We start from the raw sequence: 15852 nt of genomic DNA, 5'->3' as shown, positions 1-15852 counted from the left end.
GATAAACGGAAGCGACCAAAAACTTAAATTCTGTTAGGGCAACATAATTCCGGAGGGAAAATGGGCTGGAAGAAGATACTAATGGAGGACATCCTCCGCTTGGCCAGGGAGAAGGGTTCGCCGCCGAGCCTTGGAGATGTGATGGAGGACAGTAAAGTTACAAGGGAAGAGGTTGAGGAAGCAGTAAGGGAGCTTGAAAGGAAAAACCTCGCGAGGCGCGAAGGCGAGAGGATAGTCCTCACAGAGGAAGGAGAGAGGGCCGCCGAAGTTATCTACAACTACCACAGAACCGTTGAAAGGCTCTTCGGGCACAGGGTCGCACACTCCTTTGAGCACATGGGCGACAGGGTCGGTTACATCGAGAAGGCTGGAAATTCAATCCCGATAAGTACTTTTAAGCCCAAAGAGGAAGGCGTGCTTGTGAGCATGGAACTCGAAAATCCCAAGGCAATAGCGAGGCTTATGGGTGTGGGTCTGATTCCGGGCACGAGATTTAGGGTAATAAAAGCAGGAAAGGATCTGCTCGTCCTAGATGTCAGCGGAAGGCTTGTTATGGTAGACGGCAGGGTTGCAGGAAATCTCAGGGGGGTAAGGGCTTATGAAGAAGGTTCTCCTGGTCGGCCAGCCTAACGTTGGAAAGTCCAGTCTCCTCAATGCCCTCACAGGGGCAAAGGTGATGATATCCAACTATCCTGGGACAACGGTTGACATGAGCAGTGGAAAAGCCGTGATAAACGGCGAGGAATTCCTGTTCATCGACACGCCCGGGGCTTACAGCCTCTCCCCGTCGAGTGAGGAGGAAAAGGTGACCGATAGGATAGTCCTCGAGGGAGACTACAACTTCGTCATCCAGGTGGTGGATGCGACCTCTCTTGAGAGGAGCCTCATAATGACCCTCCAGCTGGCTGAACTGGGCGTCCCGATGGTTTTGGCTTTGAACTTCTGGGAGGAGGCCGAGGAGAGGGGCATCTTCATCAACATGCCACTCCTTGAGAAGTCCCTTGGGATTCCCGTTGTCAGGATAAACCCGGTCAAGGGAAAGCTCGAGGAGCTGAAGGAGCACCTTAAAGAGGCAGGGAAGCCGTCCTATACCTTCACCTACGACGACCACATAGAGATGGCGATTTCCGAGGTTCTAAAAGCCCTTCGCTACGACGGAAAGCTCTCGAAGAGGGGGATAGCGGTTAAACTCCTTGAAAACGATCCGGTAGCGGTTGAGCTCTTCGGGTTTCCGGAGCTGGATGAGATAAGGGAGAAGTTTAGGGAGGAGCACCCCACCATCGAGAAGGACATAATGGTGACCAGAGCCGGTTACGCTTCCTTCCTCGCGAGGCAGGTAGAGAGGATAAGCGCTAGGGGCTTCCACCTGAGCTGGCTGGACGAGCTGATAATAAACAACACTGCAGGTGGGATAATCTTTACCCTCGCCGTCTTCGCCGGCATCTTTGCCGCTCTACTCTACATCGGTGGCTGGTTTCAGAACTTCCTTGGGAGCTACTTCGATTCCCTCCTCAGTACCATCCAGCCGTGGCTTCAAGGTCAGAGCTACTTCGTCCAGTTGCTTGTGGAGAATGCCCTAATCGGTTTGGCGGCGGGGATCAGCGTTGCCGTTCCCTACATTGGGATATTCTACATCATCCTGGCCCTGCTTGAGGACAGCGGGATTCTATCGAGGTTCGTGGTGGTCCTCGATAAGCTCATGAGGAAGCTCGGCCTCCCCGGAAAGTCGGTGATACCAATAATGCTCGGGTTTGGCTGTAGTGTTCCGGCAATAAGGGCCACCCGCGTGTTGCCTAACTTTAGGGACAGGCTTAAGGTGTCAATACTCTACATGACAGTTCCCTGCTCCTCAAGGAGTGGTATAATCTTCGGTATCGTTGGGCACTACGCTGGGGCGGTTTACGCCATAGGAATTTACATAGCGGCGTTCTTCGTTTTTATCATCACAGCAAGGCTCCTCAACGTGGTAATTCCCAGGGAGGAGCACTTCCTTATAGAGGAACTGCCGCCCTACAGGAAGCCCATGATGAGGAACATGCTCGTCAAGGCCTGGGTCAGGATGGAGGACTTCGTTTACATAGTCATTCCCCTGCTCATCGTCGGTGGGATGCTCTATGGCTTGGTTGCCTACTACAATCTTGTAGACCCAGTAGTGAAACCCTTCAGCTTCCTGACCGTTGACTGGCTCCATATCCCAGCGAAAACGATAATTCCACTGATATACGGTTTCTTACAGAAGGATTTAGTTCCTGCGATGCTAGCAAATGCTCTTGGCACAACGGACTTTTCAGCCACCATGAGCAACCTCCAGCTCTTCACCTTTGGCCTGGCATCAACCTTCCAGGTTCCGTGCATTATAGCCTTTTCGATGCTGGCCAAAGAGTTCGGTCTGAAGAGGGCAACAATAATTGAAATCACCGCCTTTGCTTATGGAATGCTCTGGGCCGGAATAATCGCGAGGCTGGTGGGGTTTTCGTTTAACTTTCTCTCTATCCTTGTCGTTAAATCCAGTGGCCTTGCGTAGTAGGGCGCGCTGGTGATGATTACGTCCGCAGTCTTCGCGTACTCCCCTATGTTTTCGGCCGTTATGTTCCCGGCGACCGCTATCTCAAGTGAGGGATTAAGCTCTCTGAGCCTCGGGACGAGTTCTCTAAGCTCGCTGAGGGGGAAGTGGTCAAGGAGAAGGAGGTTCGCTTTTTTGGCGTATTCTACGGCTTCTTCGATATTCCTCGGCTCAAGTTCAATTTTTTTGAGCGCTCTCAGATTTTTAAGCTCTCCAACAACCCGAAGATGGTTCTGTGTTATCAAAATTGAGTCGCTGAGGGAGTTTCTGTGAACCTCACCGCCCCCAATCCGGACAGCCTTTAGCTCAAAGTAGCGCATCCCAGGGTGGGGTTTTCTGGTCGTTGCGATGACAGCGGTAGGATTGGCCCTCCTCGCGAGTTTAACAAGCCTCTCCGTCTCCGTTGCTATGGCACAGGTTATAGAGAGGAAGGTTTGGGAAACTCTCCAGGCCCTAAAAAGTGTTCTCAACTCTCCCTCGGCGGCCAAAATAGTATCTCCGGCTTTAAAGTGTGAACCGCTCGGCAGGAACCTCACCTTGAGTCCTTCCTTCAATAAAAAATCTGAAAGCTCCTCCGTGCAGGCTACAATGCCAGACTCTCTTGAGATTATTTTCATATTACCGGCTCCCCTTATCTTCAGTAGTTCAGTAGTTTCATCGAAGTATGGGCAGTCCTCGTCAAAGTAGAGTTCAAGGAGTCTCTCAGGGTTCATGCTATCACCTTCAGAGCCGATGCTTTAAACATAGCATAGAGTTCCTCACCCTCTTTGACCCCCAAAATTTCTGCCGCGTTGGGGGTTATAACGGCTTTGAGCTTTATCTTTCCATCGAGATGGACCCAGAGCACATGACCCCTCCGTTCGATTCTCTCAACCCTGATCTTGATGACGTTCTGGGCCGAGCAGAGGCCGGGATCCCTTGCCAGAAGTACATTCTCAGGCCTAAGAGAGAGGACAGCCTTCCTTTCGGCTTCATCTGCAGTCTTCAAAACAACCCCTCCGACGCTAATGAGCGTTAGGGAGCCATCCTTTCCGATGACTTCCCCCTTCAGAACGTTCGTTCCGACGAAGCCTGCCACGAAATCAACTTTTGGTCTTGAAAAAACCTCATCCGGTGTTCCCACTTGAACGAGCCTTCCATCCTTCATGACAGCTACCCTAGTCGCCAAAGCGAAAACGTCCTCGAAGTCGTGGGTGACGTGGATCACCGTTGTGTTGTACTCGGCTATGACGCTTTTCACAAGCTTCCTGAGCTTTTCCCTCGTCTTCTCGTCTAGGGCCGAGAACGGCTCGTCCATGAGGAGGACCTTCGGCCTAACAACGAGTGCCCTTGCTATCGCAACCCTCTGCTGTTCCCCGCCGCTCAGAGTCCCCGGCTTCCTGTGAAGAAGGTGACTTATGTGGAGTTCTTCAGCTATGTGCTCCACTTCCCCCTTAACCTTTTCCTTGTCTCTCTCCACCTTTCTAAGGCCAAAGGCAATGTTGTCAAAAACGCTCAGGTGTGGGAAGAGGACGAAGTCTTGGTAAACTATTGAGATGCCGCGCTTTTCCGGAGGCAGGTTCGTCACGTCCCTGCTGTTTAGGGTTATCCTGCCGGATCTAAGGGGATAAAAGCCGGCTATTGCCTCAAGGAGGATGGACTTTCCCGCACCGGTCGGCCCGATAACTGTCAGGTAGTCACCCTTCTCTACGGTCAGATTTATGTCCCTCAAGTGAAACTCACCTAGGTCTATGCTAAGGTTCTCAACCTCTAACAGCGCCATGCTCTTCATCCTCCAGTTTCTCAAAGAGCAATATGGCTAGGAACGAGACAACGACAAGCACTATGCCGCTCGTTATTGCCATCCCGATGTTGCCGTAGGAAATATTCAGGTAGAGCGTTACAGGTAGTATTTCCGTGTTCATGTAGCTCCCCCCGGCAAGGATTAGGACGGCACCAAAGGCACCCATGGAGCGTGCAAAGGTAATTATCGTCGAGGCGAGGAGGCCCCCCTTTGCCATGGGGAGCGTCACCTTCCTGAAGGTCTCAAACTCTGTGTAGCCCAAGCTTCTTGCCACTAGCTCATAGCGAGGGCTTATTTCTTCAAATGTGGTGTGGATAACCCTAACTGCATAGGGAAAGGCCGTGAAGAACTGCGCCACAACTATCCCAAGTTTTGTGAAGACAACTTTGATCCCAAAGTCACTCAGGAGCTTACCAAAGGCTGTATTGCCAAATAGAAGGAGCAGAGCCAAACCAAGAACGAGCTCTGGGAAGGCCATCGGCAGGTCAAGAATTGATTTCACGGCGCTCTTACCAGGAAAGCTGAAACGCGAGAGGGCATAACCTATAGGGATTCCAATGAGAATTACGAGGAGGGTGGAGAGCGAGGCCGTTATAAGCGACAGCTTGAGGGAGTAGATCATCTCCTCCGATTTAAGCGCCTTGAGTATTTCAGAAGGCCTTGGCACGAAGAAGAGCGTCGCTACCGCCGTGAAAAGGAAAAGGGTGAAGATTAAAGCAAAGAGGACCGAGAGGTTTCTGAATCTCAGCCCTTCCATGGCTTGAACCCCCACTCCTCCCATACTTCAGTGTGATTGGCTATGAATGCGTTGAAGGCCTCCGCGACCTTTAAATGTCCGTCCTTCTCGGCGCAGGTTGTAACGGCGGTCGGAATGGTCTTTATGAGGTTTTCATTTGGTGGTATCTGGACAACTTCGATTTTGCCCTTCGACTGCGCCCAAGTCACCATATCCTCCCAGATTATCGCCGCGTCCGCTTGCCCCGTCGTGATGTAAATCAAAAGCTGGTTTACAGTAGGGGCGAAGGTAACGACGTTCGGCTTCACCTTATCCCAGAGACCGTCCTTTTCAAGTATCTTTTTAGTAACCTTACCGATGGCACAGGCCTTTGGATCACCCAGGACAACTCTAACGCCCGGCTTAGTGAGGTCCTTGAGGGAATGAATTCCCTTCGGGTTGCCCGCTGGAACCGCTATCACTGGGATGTGGTATGTGAGGTTGGCCACCGTGCCGTTGAGGATGTAGCCATTTTTCATGGCCTGCTCCATGTAGTACCAGGCCCCGGGGATGAAGACATCGCAGCCGCAGGTAGTTTGAAGGACTCCAAAGATGTCACTGCTTCCGCCATACTGCACTGCAACCTTTGCCCCGGTCTCGTTTTCAAACATCTTTATCAGTTCGTTCATTGGCTTTATCATACCTGCTCCAGAGCAGACGGTGAGTGTCTGACCCTCAAAGGATTTTCCCTTCGTTGGCGTTGAGGCGTTGGTTGAGCCGAGGCAGCCGGCGCCGATGACGGCTCCAATGAGGACTGCCATAAGGAAAAGGGCTTTCGTGCTTTTCATTATTAGACCACCCAAAGCTAGGTTGGGGATTCGAATTTAAACATTTACGTAAACAAAAAAGTTTTCAGAAAATGAAAGTATTTATCTCACTTTCGCCACGTACTTCCTGTTTCCTTCCTCAAAGCCCCTGAAGGAGCCGAGCTTGAGGCCGAGGATTGCTCTCTCAATGTCAGTTACCTTCATCGAAGCCAGGTGAGTAACCTTCGTCCCCCTCAGGAACTCGGGCAAAAGCTGGCCCGTTGGGCCGGTAAGGACGAAGAGTCTGGCCTTCCTCGCCCTGCCCAGGAGCATGTCTATCGTTCCGTTCACGAGACAGCTCGCACTTGCTATCACCACGTCCATCTCCGGTAGGAGGTGGTACTCCAGTGCATCACTGTAAGTATCTTTGTCCCAGAGCTTGGCGTTCCTCTCAAAGACGAAGGTTTCAGCGCCTTTCTCGCGGAGCGCTTTGGCCAGCGGCGGCATGTTACCTATCATGGCGATTTTGCCGACGTTCTCAGGCAACAGGTCAAGAACATCGGCCCACTCCACGTTGCTCAGGTCGATGTGGTACTGCGACACCGCGTTGATTGCCGCTAATCCGAGTGTCCGCTCGATGACGTTCAGACTGTCAGCCCTCTCGATGAAAGCTCTAAGGGAGGGCTCGATTATCGAGTTCGTATACCTCTGCACTTCCTCCGGGAGGGTCATGGCAACGCCGAGGGCCTTCCCTTCGAGCCCTTCAATCAAAACCCACGTGTAGGGCAGTGCAAAGCCGAAATCGATGAGCTCAAGGTCGTCAGCGAGTTCAAAGGCCCTTTTCTTTACCTTCGAGAGTAGCATAACCATCACTTCACGGCCTTTATGACGACGAAGCTTCCCTCGCCGTAGCCGGGCTTTACGGGTTCGAGACCCTTCACCTCGTCGAGCCTGTGGAAGAGGGTCTGGACTATCTCGAATTTTTTGAAACCGATCTCTTTGAGGAGCTCCAGAAGTTCTTCCGTCGAGAAGAACCTCGCGTCTCTGTAAAAGACGCTCTCCTCCCTGTGCTCCTCGTAGTACTTTCCGATCGGGCTGTTCCTGTCAACGAAGCCTATTATCAAGGCCCCCCCTGGCTTCAGGACGCGGTAGGCCTCGCGCAGTGCCCTTTCAGGGTCGTCAACGAAGCATATCGTTGTGACCATCAGGAGGTAGTCGAGGCTCTCATCAGGAAACGGAAGGTTTTCGGCGACTTCCTCGATGACCTCTATTCCCCTCTTTCTCGCTACCTCGGCCATCGCCCTCGAAGGCTCAACGCCGAGCTCTATTCCAAGCGGTTGGGCGAACCTCCCGGTTCCGACGCCTATCTCTGCCCCCTTACCATCCTCTGGCAAGAGCCTCCTGACGGCCTCAAGCTCTGAGAGGTAAGCGTATCTGTGCCTCTCGAACCAGTTTTCATAGCGGTCGTGGTGCCTTTCAAAGGGCTCCGTCTTGGGCATGTTTCATACACCCTTCTCCTTCATGAACTGCTCGTAGTATTCGTCGAGGATCCTCCTTATCGTCCTCCCGATGGAGAGGTAGTCAATCTCCCTTAAATTCGCCAGAGAGACCCTAGCGGATGGATGCGGAACCTCGAAGCCCCTACCCGGCAGTAGGACAACCCCCGCCTCTTCGGCGAGCCTCATTATGAACTCTTCGGGCGGGAATTTCTCCATGAACCACTCGGAGAACTCCTTTCCATAGAGCCTCTCGCTAAGCTCCTCCATGTCGAGGATGGTGTAGTAGTAGGTGTAGTTCGGATTCTCACCGGGCCTGAGGCCGATTCCGCGGTAGAGGGCCCTGTACCGGCGTCTTAAAATCCTCTTCACCGCGTCCTTGTAGATCTCCTTCTCGTCCATCAGGCCGTAGAGGGCAAAGAGCACCATCTGAACCTGCTGTGGCGTTGACAGGCCGGCGGTGTGCCTCAGGGCCACGTTTCTGCTGTCGGCGACGAGCCTATCAATGAACTTCAGCTCCCTCGGGTTGGGCGTTATGGTCTCGTACCTCCTGTCGAGCTCCTCCTGAATCTCTTCCGGGAGGCTGGCGATTAGTTCATCAACGACGTTGCACCTGTGGAGCGCTATAACGCCGAGCCTCCAGCCCGTTGCCCCGAAGTACTTGGAGAATGAATAGACCAGTATCGTGTTGTGGGGCAGGACTGAGTAAACCGATTTGAAGCCATCGGCAAAGGTTGCGTAAACATCGTCCGTGATTATAATGAGGTCCCGCCTCCCGGCCTCGACTATCTCCTTTAACTTTTGAAGAACGCTCCTCTCAAGCTTCACCGCCGTCGGGTTCCCAGGGTTGACGAGGAAGAAGGCCTTTATCTCAGGATTTTTCAGCTTGTCAAGTTCATCATCAGGTATCTGATAGCCAAGTTTAGGTGATGCCCTAACCTCAACTATTTCCAGCCTGTACTGATCAAGCCTGGGTATCTCAAGGTAGGGGCTGAATATCGGGACGGCTATCGCTATCTTATCCCCGGGGTTCAGGATGTGGTTGGCCTTGAGGGACTCAAAGAGATAGGCCATCGCCCCGGTTCCACCCTCAACTGCGAAGAGCTGTGTTTCTTCAACTATGGAATAGCCCAGGTCGTAGCCGGCCCCCATCTCCTTGAGAAGGTACCGCTTAACGATCTGCTCCGCAAGCGGGAGCATCCTGGGCGGAGAGGGGTAATCACAGCCGAGATAGCCCTGCACCATCTCGCAGAGAAAGTCACCGGCGGAAAGGCCGAGATAATCGCGGACGTAGCTAACAGCCGAGTTCAGAAACCTCGTCCCCCTCTCCTCCCAGTGGTTCCTGACGAATATCTCAAAGCGCGCCTCTATTCCATCTTTCTCGCAGTGTCCGCCTATGAGGTTGCCCATGTAGCCAAAGTGTCTCTCAGCTTCACTGAGCGCAAACTTCCCTAACTGGAGATAGGCGTACCTCGGTTCCAAAGCAAGAAAGTTCGGGTTTCCCCTGCCGGCGTTGAGCATAATCTTCTCGGAGCTCCTGCTCGCGAGCTTTATGAGCAGTTCCTTAAACTCGAAGGGGCTGAGCTCGTCGAGCCTTTTAAGGTTGTTCATAATTGAGTCGTCCATCTCAGCCATGCTTAACACCCGTTGAAGTTTGAGCGGAAACCATAAAACCTTTGCTCAAAAACCTTATATGCTTTTAGGGCAACCTAATTCCGGTGGTGGCATGATAGCCTTTGGACCCGTTCCTTCTAGAAGGCTCGGGAAGAGCCTCGGCGTCAACAACATCCCCGACAAGGTCTGCACCTACGCCTGCGTTTACTGCCAGATTGGCAGGACGCTGAGGATGGAGATCGAGAGGAAGCCCTTCTACGAGCCGGAGCTGATATTCGAGGAGGTGAGAAAGAAGGTCGAGGAAGCCAAGAAAAAGGGCGAGAGGATAGACTACATAACTTTCGTCCCAGATGGGGAGCCGACCCTCGACATCAACCTCGGGAAAGAGGCAGACCTACTTGAAGGGCTCGGCATAAAGCTCGCCGCGCTCACCAACTCCTCTTTGATCTGGCGCGAGGATGTAAGGGAAGACCTCCTAAAGCTCGACTTCGTCTCGCTGAAGGTAGATGCCGTTAGTGAAAAGCTCTGGAAGAGGATCGACAGGCCCCACAAGAGCCTGAACCTTGAGAAAATCCTCGATGGAATGCTTGAGTTCAGGAAAGCATTCAAAGGAAAGCTCGTCACCGAGACGATGCTGATAGATGGGATAGACTACGGCGACGAGTTCGAGAGGATAGCGGACTTCTTGGCGGAGCTAAAACCAGATATAGCGTACATAGCGATCCCGACGAGGCCTCCTGCTGAGAAGTGGGTTAAACCCGCCAACGAAGAGACGATAAACCGTGCCTTCCAGACCTTTGGGGAGAGGCTTGGCGAGGGGCGCGTTGAATACCTCATAGGCTACGAGGGCAACGCCTTCGCTTTCACCGGCAACATTGAGGAGGACTTGCTGAGCATAACCTCGGTTCACCCGATGCGGGAAGACGCGGTGAGGGAGCTTTTGAGAAAGGCAAATGCCAACTGGAGCGTCGTTGAGAAGCTCTTGGATGAGGGCAAGCTGATAGAGCTTGAGTATAATGGGAAGCGCTTTTACATGCGTAGGCTGAAGAGCAGGGAAACCGGTAGTCCGGTAGTTAGGTGAACCGAAAGATTTAAATACTGTGCATATGCACAAAATACTAGAGGTGATGCCTATGAAGATCGCGATCCCGACCAACGGTGGTGGGAGAAACGACACCGTTGCCCCAGTATTCGCCCGCGCTCCGGCTTTCTACATAGCGGAGGTGGATGAGAACGGCAACGTCATCAGCGAGAAGGTCATCCAGAATGGTGCGGCCATGGCCGGTGGTGGAGCTGGCCCGATGGCAGTGCAGACCCTCATAAACGAGGGCGTCGATACAATAATAGCACCTCAGGTCGGCCCGAATGCACTCAGTGCTATACAAGCAGCCGGCATAAAGCTCTACCAGGTCGCACCGGGAACCCCAGTTGAGGAGGCCATAAAAGCCGTCACTGGCGGCACGGCCCGCGAGTTCACAGTCTCAGCCCCGGCACCGGTTCCTCCGACAGCCCCAGCAACTGCTCCAGTCGCTCCAGCAACTCCAACGCCGGCCTACGGCCCGTATCCCGCTCCAGCTTACCCCCCCTACCCCGCCTACGGCTTCGGCTGGGGCAGAGGCTGGGGAAGAGGACGCGGATTTGGAAGAGGCTGGGGAAGAGGCAGAGGCTGGGGAGCTAGGCTCGGATACTGCCCCTGGACCGGCCAGCCAAGCAGGAGGACGTGGCTCGCCAGGTTCTTCGGCTGGTGGTGACCTTTTCCCCTTTTTGAATTTCAGGAGGTTATGAAATGCCGAGAGGAATGGGGCGTTACGGAAGGGGGCGCGGGTTCTACCCCCTGAGTGGGGTCTACTGGATAATTGAGCTTCTAATACTGCTTGGCATACTCTACTTCATGGTTAAGCTCCTCCTTGTGGCCCTTCCATACGCTCTCGGTCTCCTGGTGCTCATCATAATCTGGGAACTCATCAGACCGCCCCAGAGGGTATTCCGGCCATTTTGAGCCTATGCAAACTTTTTTAAGTTTGGCAGTCCTAATTTTTGTGGGGGTGGTATTGTGAGGATAATAGTTCCAACCTTAACCGGTGGTCTCGATGACAGGGTGAACCCAGCCTTTGGAAGAACCCCGACATTCACGATAGTCGACGTGGAAAACGGGGAGATAGTGAAGGTGCAGGTTGTCCCGAACCCCGGCTACTCCCAGCCGAGGGGAGCGGGGGTCACTGCAGCCCAGTTCGTAATCGACCAGGGTGCCGACGTTGTAATCTCCGGCGAGTTCGGACCGAACTCCTCCGGCGTTCTTCAGGCTGCTAACATAAGGATGGTCTCAGCACCGGCAAACATGAGGGTTAGGGAAGCCGTTGAAGCCTTCCTCCGTGGAGAGCTCTCAGGCCCGATCATGGGGCCAGAAGGCGGTGGAATGGGAGGCTATGGCGGTTACGGCCCTGGGATGGGCAGAGGAATGGGCCGCGGCAGAGGAAGAGGAATGGGAAGAGGCCGCGGTGGATACGGCCGTGGAAGAGGCGGATGGTGAGTTCTTCTCCCCCTAATTTTTGAAGGGTCAGGCTCTTTGCCTCAATACTCGGCGTTAAATACCGGAAGGTTTACATCAGATTCCAGAAGACCAAATGGGCCAGCTGCTCAAAAAAGGGAAACCTCAGCTTTAACCTCATGCTCATGGCTCTGCCGGAAAGCCTCAGGGACTACGTTGTAATCCACGAGCTTGCCCATCTTAGGGAGCCCAAGCACACCAAGAGGTTCCGGGAGATTGTAGGGACTTATTATCCTGATTATAAAAAGGCTGAGGCAGAGCTGAAGAGATACTGGCTTCTCCTTGGGTGGAACAGTGTCTGGCGGGCCCTCAGGGATGTGGAATAGGTTTATTAGCCGCTGACCCCATAAATCCTCAGGGGTGAGACCATGAGGAAGTCCCAGCTCTACGCGGGAGTTCTGGCTCCAATCGTAGCCTTCTGTGGCATAGGGATTGCAGCCTACATAAACCGCTCCTGGTGGAGACTCACAGAGAACGCGATAAGCGACCTCGGAAAGCTCGGACTGCCCCACAATTGGGTTCTCAACATCTCCCTTATAACGACCGCCATCCTCGCGATTTACTACGCAACTGGGCTCCTTGGGAGGACCAGAAATGGAATTGAACGCGCGGGAATATGGATCTTCATCCTCGGCCTAATCTTCCTGGCAGCGATAGGCCTCTTCCCCGAGGGGACCTCACCTCACTACTACGTCAGCTGGGCCTTCTTCATAACAGCGGGCTTTGGGTTCCTTATAGCCGGCGTTGGGGCCTTAAGCTCGGGTGACCGGGCCTTTGGGTGGTTCAGTGCTGCCCTCTTCGTTACAGGCTGGATTCTGGCAATCTGGGCGAAGGGCCACTTCAGGGGCGTTGCGGTTGCAGAGCTCATCGGAGCTGTAACAATAACTATCTGGCACTACACCCTGCTCCTCCGGGTGGCCAAGAACATCCAGTAAACGTTTTTACCCCTTTGGGGCAACTTTTTGTGGTGGTTCTATGATGGGGATAGACCTCTCCGGAAAGCTGGCCTTTGCGACCGCCTCAAGCAAGGGCATAGGCTTCGGCGTCGCAAGGGTTTTAGCGAAGGCTGGAGCAGATGTAGTACTCCTCTCGCGGAGCGAGGAGAACCTGAGGAAGGCAGAGAAGAAGATAAAGGCCGAGAGCGACGTGGAAGTTAACTATATCGTCGCCGACCTGACGAAGCGCGAAGACCTTGAGAGAACGGTGAAAGAGCTTGAAAACATCGGCGAGCCAGATATTTTCTTCTTCTCCACCGGCGGGCCAAAGCCAGGCTACTTCATGGAGATGGATATGGAAGACTGGGAAGATGCCGTAAAGCTCCTCCTCTACCCGGCGGTCTACCTCACCAGGGCCCTCGTCCCTGCGATGGAGCGGAAGGGCTTCGGCAGGATAGTCTACTCCACGAGCGTGGCAATAAAAGAGCCTATACCCAACATAGCCCTCAGCAACGTCGTTAGGATTTCAATGGCCGGCCTCGTAAGAACCTTAGCGAAGGAGCTCGGGCCGAAGGGAATAACCGTCAACGGGATAATGCCGGGTATAATAAGAACCGATAGAATGATACAGCTCGCCAGGGACAGGGCAGCGAGGGAAGGGAAGACCGTTGAAGAAGCCCTCCAAGAGTACGCGAAGCCGATACCGCTCGGAAGGCTTGGAGAGCCGGAGGAGATAGGCTACCTCGTTGCATTCCTCGCGAGCGAACTCGGGGGCTACATAAACGGTGCGATGATCCCCGTTGACGGCGGGAGGCTCAGCTCGGTGTTCTGATTAGCCCCTTCCAAACTTTTTATATTCCCCCAAGACAAAACCTCCTTAGGTGATATCATGGCGATTATGAGGCTCTGGCACGGCAGGGTGCCGAGAGAAAAGGGCGACGCTTACGAGCGCTTTCTGATAGAGAGGGCCGTTCCAGACTACAGCTCAGTTGATGGGCTTTTGAAGCTTTACTTCACGAGAAGAGACGAGGAAAACGAGACCCACTTCCTCTTAGTGACCATCTGGGACTCATGGGAGGCTATCAAAAAGTTCGCGGGCGAGAACCCCGAGCTGGCCAAATACTATCCCGAAGACGATGAATTCCTCCTTGAAAAGGAGAAGTACGTCCAGCACTACGAGATCTTCTACGAGAAATGAGAAAGGGAAATTACCTACTATATTTTCCCCTCTACTCTTCCGCATCCCACAGCGTCAGCCCGTTCTCCTGGGGCTTCCTCTCTAAGGGCTCACCAAGGAGCTCCTGGATGAAGAGCTCAGCCACGAAGACCTCGCCTTCAACGAGGTGCCCGCCGTAGAGCTTACCATCTGGCCCCCCCAGGGCGACATGGATGTGGGCGAAGGGCTCTCCATCCTTCAGGCTTATGTTCCCGCTCAGGGAGACTAGTTCGTAGAGCCCGCTGAGCTCTGTTACCCTGTACTCACCGGCTTCTTCATCAAAGTAGCCGATCTTCGGGTTCCTTAAACTTCCTATCCCTGTAACGTTCCCTATCAGGACGTTGTGTCTCCTGGCAAAGTCGTTAACAAAGTTAAGAAGCTCCCTGCCTTCCGGAACACGAAACATAAAGTTTCTCCCCCTTGAGAACCTCATGAAGACCCACCTAAATCCTAATAAACATCCCGGGATTTAACCCTTTGGGTGGTCGGATGGAAAGACTCGTGATGGCAGTACTTCCGGAGATAACAGAGCTTGAGGAAGTTGACTTAAGGCAGTTCTCACCTCCTTATCCAAACCTGCTCAAGGCCTTCGTGGAGAGTGGGGGAAAGGGCCTTAGAGACTTCCAGAGCTTCGCCGAAAGGACAGTGGGGAAGGAGGTAGTTGGCCAGTTCCTAATCTCGCTCTTCCAGTACCTGATAATCCGCTACAGGCGCTTCAATGAATACTCCGTCGTCAAGCCCGCGGTAAAGGTCTTCATAACTCTGAAAGGCTGGCTCAACGAAAACGGCTTTAAGAGGGACTGGGAAAAGTTACTCTCCTCCTTCATTGGCTATCTAGTGATGATGGTTCCAAGTATAACCAAGAACGAGGACTGCGAGACGGTAAATGCCTACCTAACCGTCATAAGAAATCTGACTGAGGAAGCGTCACGGAGGTTCGATTCCGAGTACTACGACGAGCTCCTCCAGAGGGCTGAGGAAAGCCTTAAGGCTTTAAGGGAAAAGTGCGGGATAAGCGCGCCGGAAAGGAAAAAGTGCTAACGCTCAAGCACCACCTCGGCGTAGCTCCTAGGGTCTTCCCAGATCTTGACCCTTATCTTCCTTACGTTGTCCCCGGCCTTCTCGGCTACCCTCTCAGCGAACCACTCTGCTATGTACTCCGCTGTGACGTTTGGCTTATCCAAAACGACCGCCTCTTTTTCCGGGAGCTCTATCCTCTTCCCGTTCTTCTCGATGACGAGACTTCCATCTTCCCTCTCGGCGATCCAGTCCTCACTGACTAAGATCCTGTGATCGAGGAGCTTCACGAGGTTGCTGAGGTGGTTGAAGTCAAATATCATGCCGTTCTCGTTCAGCTCGCCCCATATCTCAACGTCAACGTTGTAAGTGTGGCCGTGTATGCGGAGGCACTTGCTCTCGTAGGGCAGAGCCAAAAAGTGGGAACTATCGAAGTCTTTGTGCCAGCCTATCTTCCTCTCGCCGACCTTAAACATTCTATCACCACCCCAAGTTCCACGTTAAAGTTATAACCCTAACTGGCCAACCCCCTGAAAAGGAGGAGTAAAAATGCCTCGTGGAATGGGATGGGGACGGGGAAGAGGCCGGAGAAGGAAGATGAGGGTGATCGGCTTCATCCCACAGGTCAGACACTTCTATCCAGCCCTACCCTCCCTCAGCCAGCCTAAACCACCTATTTTCATGACCTACGAGGAGTTTGAGGCGTTGAGACTGGTTGATTACGAGGGGTTAACACAGGAAGGGGCTGGGGTAAGAATGGGTGTCTCCCGAGGAACTGTCTGGAGGGCCCTGAGTTCCGCCAGAAAGAAGGTCGCCCAGATGATTGTTGAAGGGCGGGAGCTTATAATTCTTCCCCAGGGGAACGAGGTTCCAGAAGACATCTTGGAAGAAGAGTAATAAGGGCTTTGGGCCTTTGTTTGCTCCTCTAGGAACCCTTTGTTATGATAATTAAAGTCATCTCTGGCTTTTTCTATTTTTAGGGTTTCCTAATTTTATGTGCAGGTTGCCTTCAATTTTCGGTGAGATGTTACTAATAAGTAAAGTTTTTATAATATTTAATTTTTAAAATTTAAATTTTTATTTTAATATTATTATTTAACATATTAAATAATATTAAAATATTAACTTTTTATAATATAAAAATAATGCACTTATATTA

20 protein-coding genes and 1 pseudogene are annotated in these 15852 nt (G+C 52.8%); 12 read left to right on the top strand and 9 right to left on the bottom strand.

The window, feature by feature from the left end; genetic code table 11:
• Positions 1-60: 60 nt before the first annotated feature.
• Positions 61-630, top strand: coding sequence for a FeoA domain-containing protein (locus tag MVD07_RS09745; RefSeq protein ID WP_297501485.1), 570 nt, complete (start codon positions 61-63; stop codon positions 628-630).
• Positions 599-2524 (top strand): ferrous iron transport protein B, encoded by a 1926-nt coding sequence (feoB, locus tag MVD07_RS09740; protein ID WP_297501479.1) that lies wholly within the window; start codon positions 599-601, stop codon positions 2522-2524. The genes MVD07_RS09745 and feoB overlap by 32 nt, the downstream gene beginning before the upstream one ends.
• Here the strand turns inward: feoB and MVD07_RS09735 are convergent.
• The 7 genes from MVD07_RS09735 to MVD07_RS09705 form a co-directional block, all read right to left on the bottom strand.
• Positions 2428-3276 (bottom strand): hypothetical protein, encoded by an 849-nt coding sequence (locus MVD07_RS09735; protein WP_297501476.1) that lies wholly within the window; start codon positions 3274-3276, stop codon positions 2428-2430. The genes feoB and MVD07_RS09735 overlap by 97 nt on opposite strands.
• Positions 3273-4325 (bottom strand): ATP-binding cassette domain-containing protein, encoded by a 1053-nt coding sequence (locus MVD07_RS09730; RefSeq protein ID WP_297501472.1) that lies wholly within the window; start codon positions 4323-4325, stop codon positions 3273-3275. Before MVD07_RS09730 ends, MVD07_RS09735 begins: the two co-directional genes overlap by 4 nt.
• Complete coding sequence (locus MVD07_RS09725; RefSeq protein ID WP_297501469.1) at positions 4306-5103, bottom strand: ABC transporter permease; 798 nt, start codon at positions 5101-5103, stop codon at positions 4306-4308. Before MVD07_RS09725 ends, MVD07_RS09730 begins: the two co-directional genes overlap by 20 nt.
• Positions 5091-5909, bottom strand: coding sequence for a molybdate ABC transporter substrate-binding protein (modA, locus tag MVD07_RS09720; protein ID WP_297501467.1), 819 nt, complete (start codon positions 5907-5909; stop codon positions 5091-5093). The genes MVD07_RS09725 and modA overlap by 13 nt, the downstream gene beginning before the upstream one ends.
• An 81-nt stretch (positions 5910-5990) precedes the next feature.
• Positions 5991-6731, bottom strand: a complete 741-nt coding sequence (locus MVD07_RS09715; protein ID WP_297501491.1) for a DUF364 domain-containing protein — start codon at positions 6729-6731, stop codon at positions 5991-5993.
• A 5-nt stretch (positions 6732-6736) separates the two neighbouring features.
• Positions 6737-7366 (bottom strand): class I SAM-dependent methyltransferase, encoded by a 630-nt coding sequence (locus MVD07_RS09710; protein WP_297501463.1) that lies wholly within the window; start codon positions 7364-7366, stop codon positions 6737-6739.
• A 3-nt stretch (positions 7367-7369) separates the two neighbouring features.
• Positions 7370-8998, bottom strand: a complete 1629-nt coding sequence (locus MVD07_RS09705) for a bifunctional aspartate transaminase/aspartate 4-decarboxylase (RefSeq protein WP_297501458.1) — start codon at positions 8996-8998, stop codon at positions 7370-7372.
• 91 nt (positions 8999-9089) lie between these two features.
• Between MVD07_RS09705 and MVD07_RS09700 the strand changes: the two genes are divergently transcribed.
• The 8 genes and pseudogenes from MVD07_RS09700 to MVD07_RS09665 all read left to right on the top strand — a co-directional run bounded on the left by MVD07_RS09700 (position 9090) and on the right by MVD07_RS09665 (position 13658).
• Entirely contained in the window at positions 9090-10058 is a 969-nt protein-coding gene (locus MVD07_RS09700; protein WP_297501454.1) for a radical SAM protein, read from the top strand.
• Between the two features lie 52 nt (positions 10059-10110).
• On the top strand, positions 10111-10728 hold the full coding sequence (locus MVD07_RS09695) for a NifB/NifX family molybdenum-iron cluster-binding protein (RefSeq protein ID WP_297501488.1): 618 nt from the start codon (positions 10111-10113) through the stop codon (positions 10726-10728).
• Between the two features lie 35 nt (positions 10729-10763).
• Positions 10764-10976 carry a hypothetical protein gene (locus MVD07_RS09690; protein ID WP_297501451.1) on the top strand — a complete coding sequence of 71 codons (213 nt, stop codon included), beginning with the start codon at positions 10764-10766 and terminating at the stop codon, positions 10974-10976.
• A 54-nt stretch (positions 10977-11030) separates the two neighbouring features.
• A complete protein-coding gene (locus MVD07_RS09685; RefSeq protein ID WP_297501448.1) occupies positions 11031-11507 on the top strand; it encodes a NifB/NifX family molybdenum-iron cluster-binding protein in 477 nt (158 codons plus the stop codon).
• A 38-nt stretch (positions 11508-11545) separates the two neighbouring features.
• A pseudogene (locus MVD07_RS09680) lies at positions 11546-11851 on the top strand (M48 family metallopeptidase); the annotation flags it as partial.
• A 42-nt stretch (positions 11852-11893) separates the two neighbouring features.
• Positions 11894-12460, top strand: a complete 567-nt coding sequence (locus tag MVD07_RS09675; RefSeq protein WP_297501446.1) for a DUF998 domain-containing protein — start codon at positions 11894-11896, stop codon at positions 12458-12460.
• A 40-nt stretch (positions 12461-12500) separates the two neighbouring features.
• Positions 12501-13292 (top strand): SDR family oxidoreductase, encoded by a 792-nt coding sequence (locus MVD07_RS09670; RefSeq protein ID WP_297501443.1) that lies wholly within the window; start codon positions 12501-12503, stop codon positions 13290-13292.
• A 57-nt stretch (positions 13293-13349) separates the two neighbouring features.
• Positions 13350-13658, top strand: a complete 309-nt coding sequence (locus MVD07_RS09665; RefSeq protein ID WP_297501440.1) for an antibiotic biosynthesis monooxygenase — start codon at positions 13350-13352, stop codon at positions 13656-13658.
• A gap of 31 nt (positions 13659-13689) precedes the next feature.
• Here MVD07_RS09665 and MVD07_RS09660 read toward each other — a convergent pair whose 3' ends face one another.
• A complete protein-coding gene (locus MVD07_RS09660; RefSeq protein ID WP_297501438.1) occupies positions 13690-14109 on the bottom strand; it encodes a PPC domain-containing DNA-binding protein in 420 nt (139 codons plus the stop codon).
• Between the two features lie 56 nt (positions 14110-14165).
• Here MVD07_RS09660 and MVD07_RS09655 point away from each other — a divergent pair, with 56 nt between their 5' ends.
• Positions 14166-14717 carry a hypothetical protein gene (locus MVD07_RS09655; RefSeq protein WP_297501435.1) on the top strand — a complete coding sequence of 184 codons (552 nt, stop codon included), beginning with the start codon at positions 14166-14168 and terminating at the stop codon, positions 14715-14717.
• Here MVD07_RS09655 and MVD07_RS09650 read toward each other — a convergent pair.
• On the bottom strand, positions 14714-15169 hold the full coding sequence (locus MVD07_RS09650; RefSeq protein ID WP_297501432.1) for a 6-carboxytetrahydropterin synthase: 456 nt from the start codon (positions 15167-15169) through the stop codon (positions 14714-14716). The two genes, MVD07_RS09655 and MVD07_RS09650, sit on opposite strands and share 4 nt — an antisense overlap.
• 73 nt (positions 15170-15242) lie before the next feature.
• Between MVD07_RS09650 and MVD07_RS09645 the strand changes: the two genes are divergently transcribed.
• A complete protein-coding gene (locus MVD07_RS09645) occupies positions 15243-15590 on the top strand; it encodes a DUF134 domain-containing protein (protein WP_297501429.1) in 348 nt (115 codons plus the stop codon).
• The last annotated feature ends 262 nt before the right edge of the window (positions 15591-15852 follow it).

It is taken from the genome of Thermococcus sp., from assembly GCF_027008145.1.
Taxonomy (GTDB): Archaea; Methanobacteriota_B; Thermococci; order Thermococcales; family Thermococcaceae; genus Thermococcus.
This window is presented reverse-complemented; position numbering and strand designations above follow the sequence as displayed.

Excerpts from the sequence above, each read along its gene's own strand:
- MVD07_RS09745 (WP_297501485.1), top strand. The coding sequence starts at position 61 with ATGGGCTGGAAGAAGATACTAATGGAGGACATCCTCCGCTTGGCCAGG.
- feoB (WP_297501479.1), top strand. The coding sequence starts at position 599 with ATGAAGAAGGTTCTCCTGGTCGGCCAGCCTAACGTTGGAAAGTCCAGT.
- MVD07_RS09735 (WP_297501476.1), bottom strand. The coding sequence starts at position 3,276 with ATGAACCCTGAGAGACTCCTTGAACTCTACTTTGACGAGGACTGCCCA.
- MVD07_RS09730 (WP_297501472.1), bottom strand. The coding sequence starts at position 4,325 with ATGGCGCTGTTAGAGGTTGAGAACCTTAGCATAGACCTAGGTGAGTTT.
- MVD07_RS09725 (WP_297501469.1), bottom strand. The coding sequence starts at position 5,103 with ATGGAAGGGCTGAGATTCAGAAACCTCTCGGTCCTCTTTGCTTTAATC.
- modA (WP_297501467.1), bottom strand. The coding sequence starts at position 5,909 with ATGAAAAGCACGAAAGCCCTTTTCCTTATGGCAGTCCTCATTGGAGCC.
- MVD07_RS09715 (WP_297501491.1), bottom strand. The coding sequence starts at position 6,731 with ATGCTACTCTCGAAGGTAAAGAAAAGGGCCTTTGAACTCGCTGACGAC.
- MVD07_RS09710 (WP_297501463.1), bottom strand. The coding sequence starts at position 7,366 with ATGCCCAAGACGGAGCCCTTTGAAAGGCACCACGACCGCTATGAAAAC.
- MVD07_RS09705 (WP_297501458.1), bottom strand. The coding sequence starts at position 8,998 with ATGGCTGAGATGGACGACTCAATTATGAACAACCTTAAAAGGCTCGAC.
- MVD07_RS09700 (WP_297501454.1), top strand. The coding sequence starts at position 9,090 with ATGATAGCCTTTGGACCCGTTCCTTCTAGAAGGCTCGGGAAGAGCCTC.
- MVD07_RS09695 (WP_297501488.1), top strand. The coding sequence starts at position 10,111 with ATGAAGATCGCGATCCCGACCAACGGTGGTGGGAGAAACGACACCGTT.
- MVD07_RS09690 (WP_297501451.1), top strand. The coding sequence starts at position 10,764 with ATGCCGAGAGGAATGGGGCGTTACGGAAGGGGGCGCGGGTTCTACCCC.
- MVD07_RS09675 (WP_297501446.1), top strand. The coding sequence starts at position 11,894 with ATGAGGAAGTCCCAGCTCTACGCGGGAGTTCTGGCTCCAATCGTAGCC.
- MVD07_RS09670 (WP_297501443.1), top strand. The coding sequence starts at position 12,501 with ATGATGGGGATAGACCTCTCCGGAAAGCTGGCCTTTGCGACCGCCTCA.
- MVD07_RS09665 (WP_297501440.1), top strand. The coding sequence starts at position 13,350 with ATGGCGATTATGAGGCTCTGGCACGGCAGGGTGCCGAGAGAAAAGGGC.
- MVD07_RS09660 (WP_297501438.1), bottom strand. The coding sequence starts at position 14,109 with ATGAGGTTCTCAAGGGGGAGAAACTTTATGTTTCGTGTTCCGGAAGGC.
- MVD07_RS09655 (WP_297501435.1), top strand. The coding sequence starts at position 14,166 with ATGGAAAGACTCGTGATGGCAGTACTTCCGGAGATAACAGAGCTTGAG.
- MVD07_RS09650 (WP_297501432.1), bottom strand. The coding sequence starts at position 15,169 with ATGTTTAAGGTCGGCGAGAGGAAGATAGGCTGGCACAAAGACTTCGAT.
- MVD07_RS09645 (WP_297501429.1), top strand. The coding sequence starts at position 15,243 with ATGCCTCGTGGAATGGGATGGGGACGGGGAAGAGGCCGGAGAAGGAAG.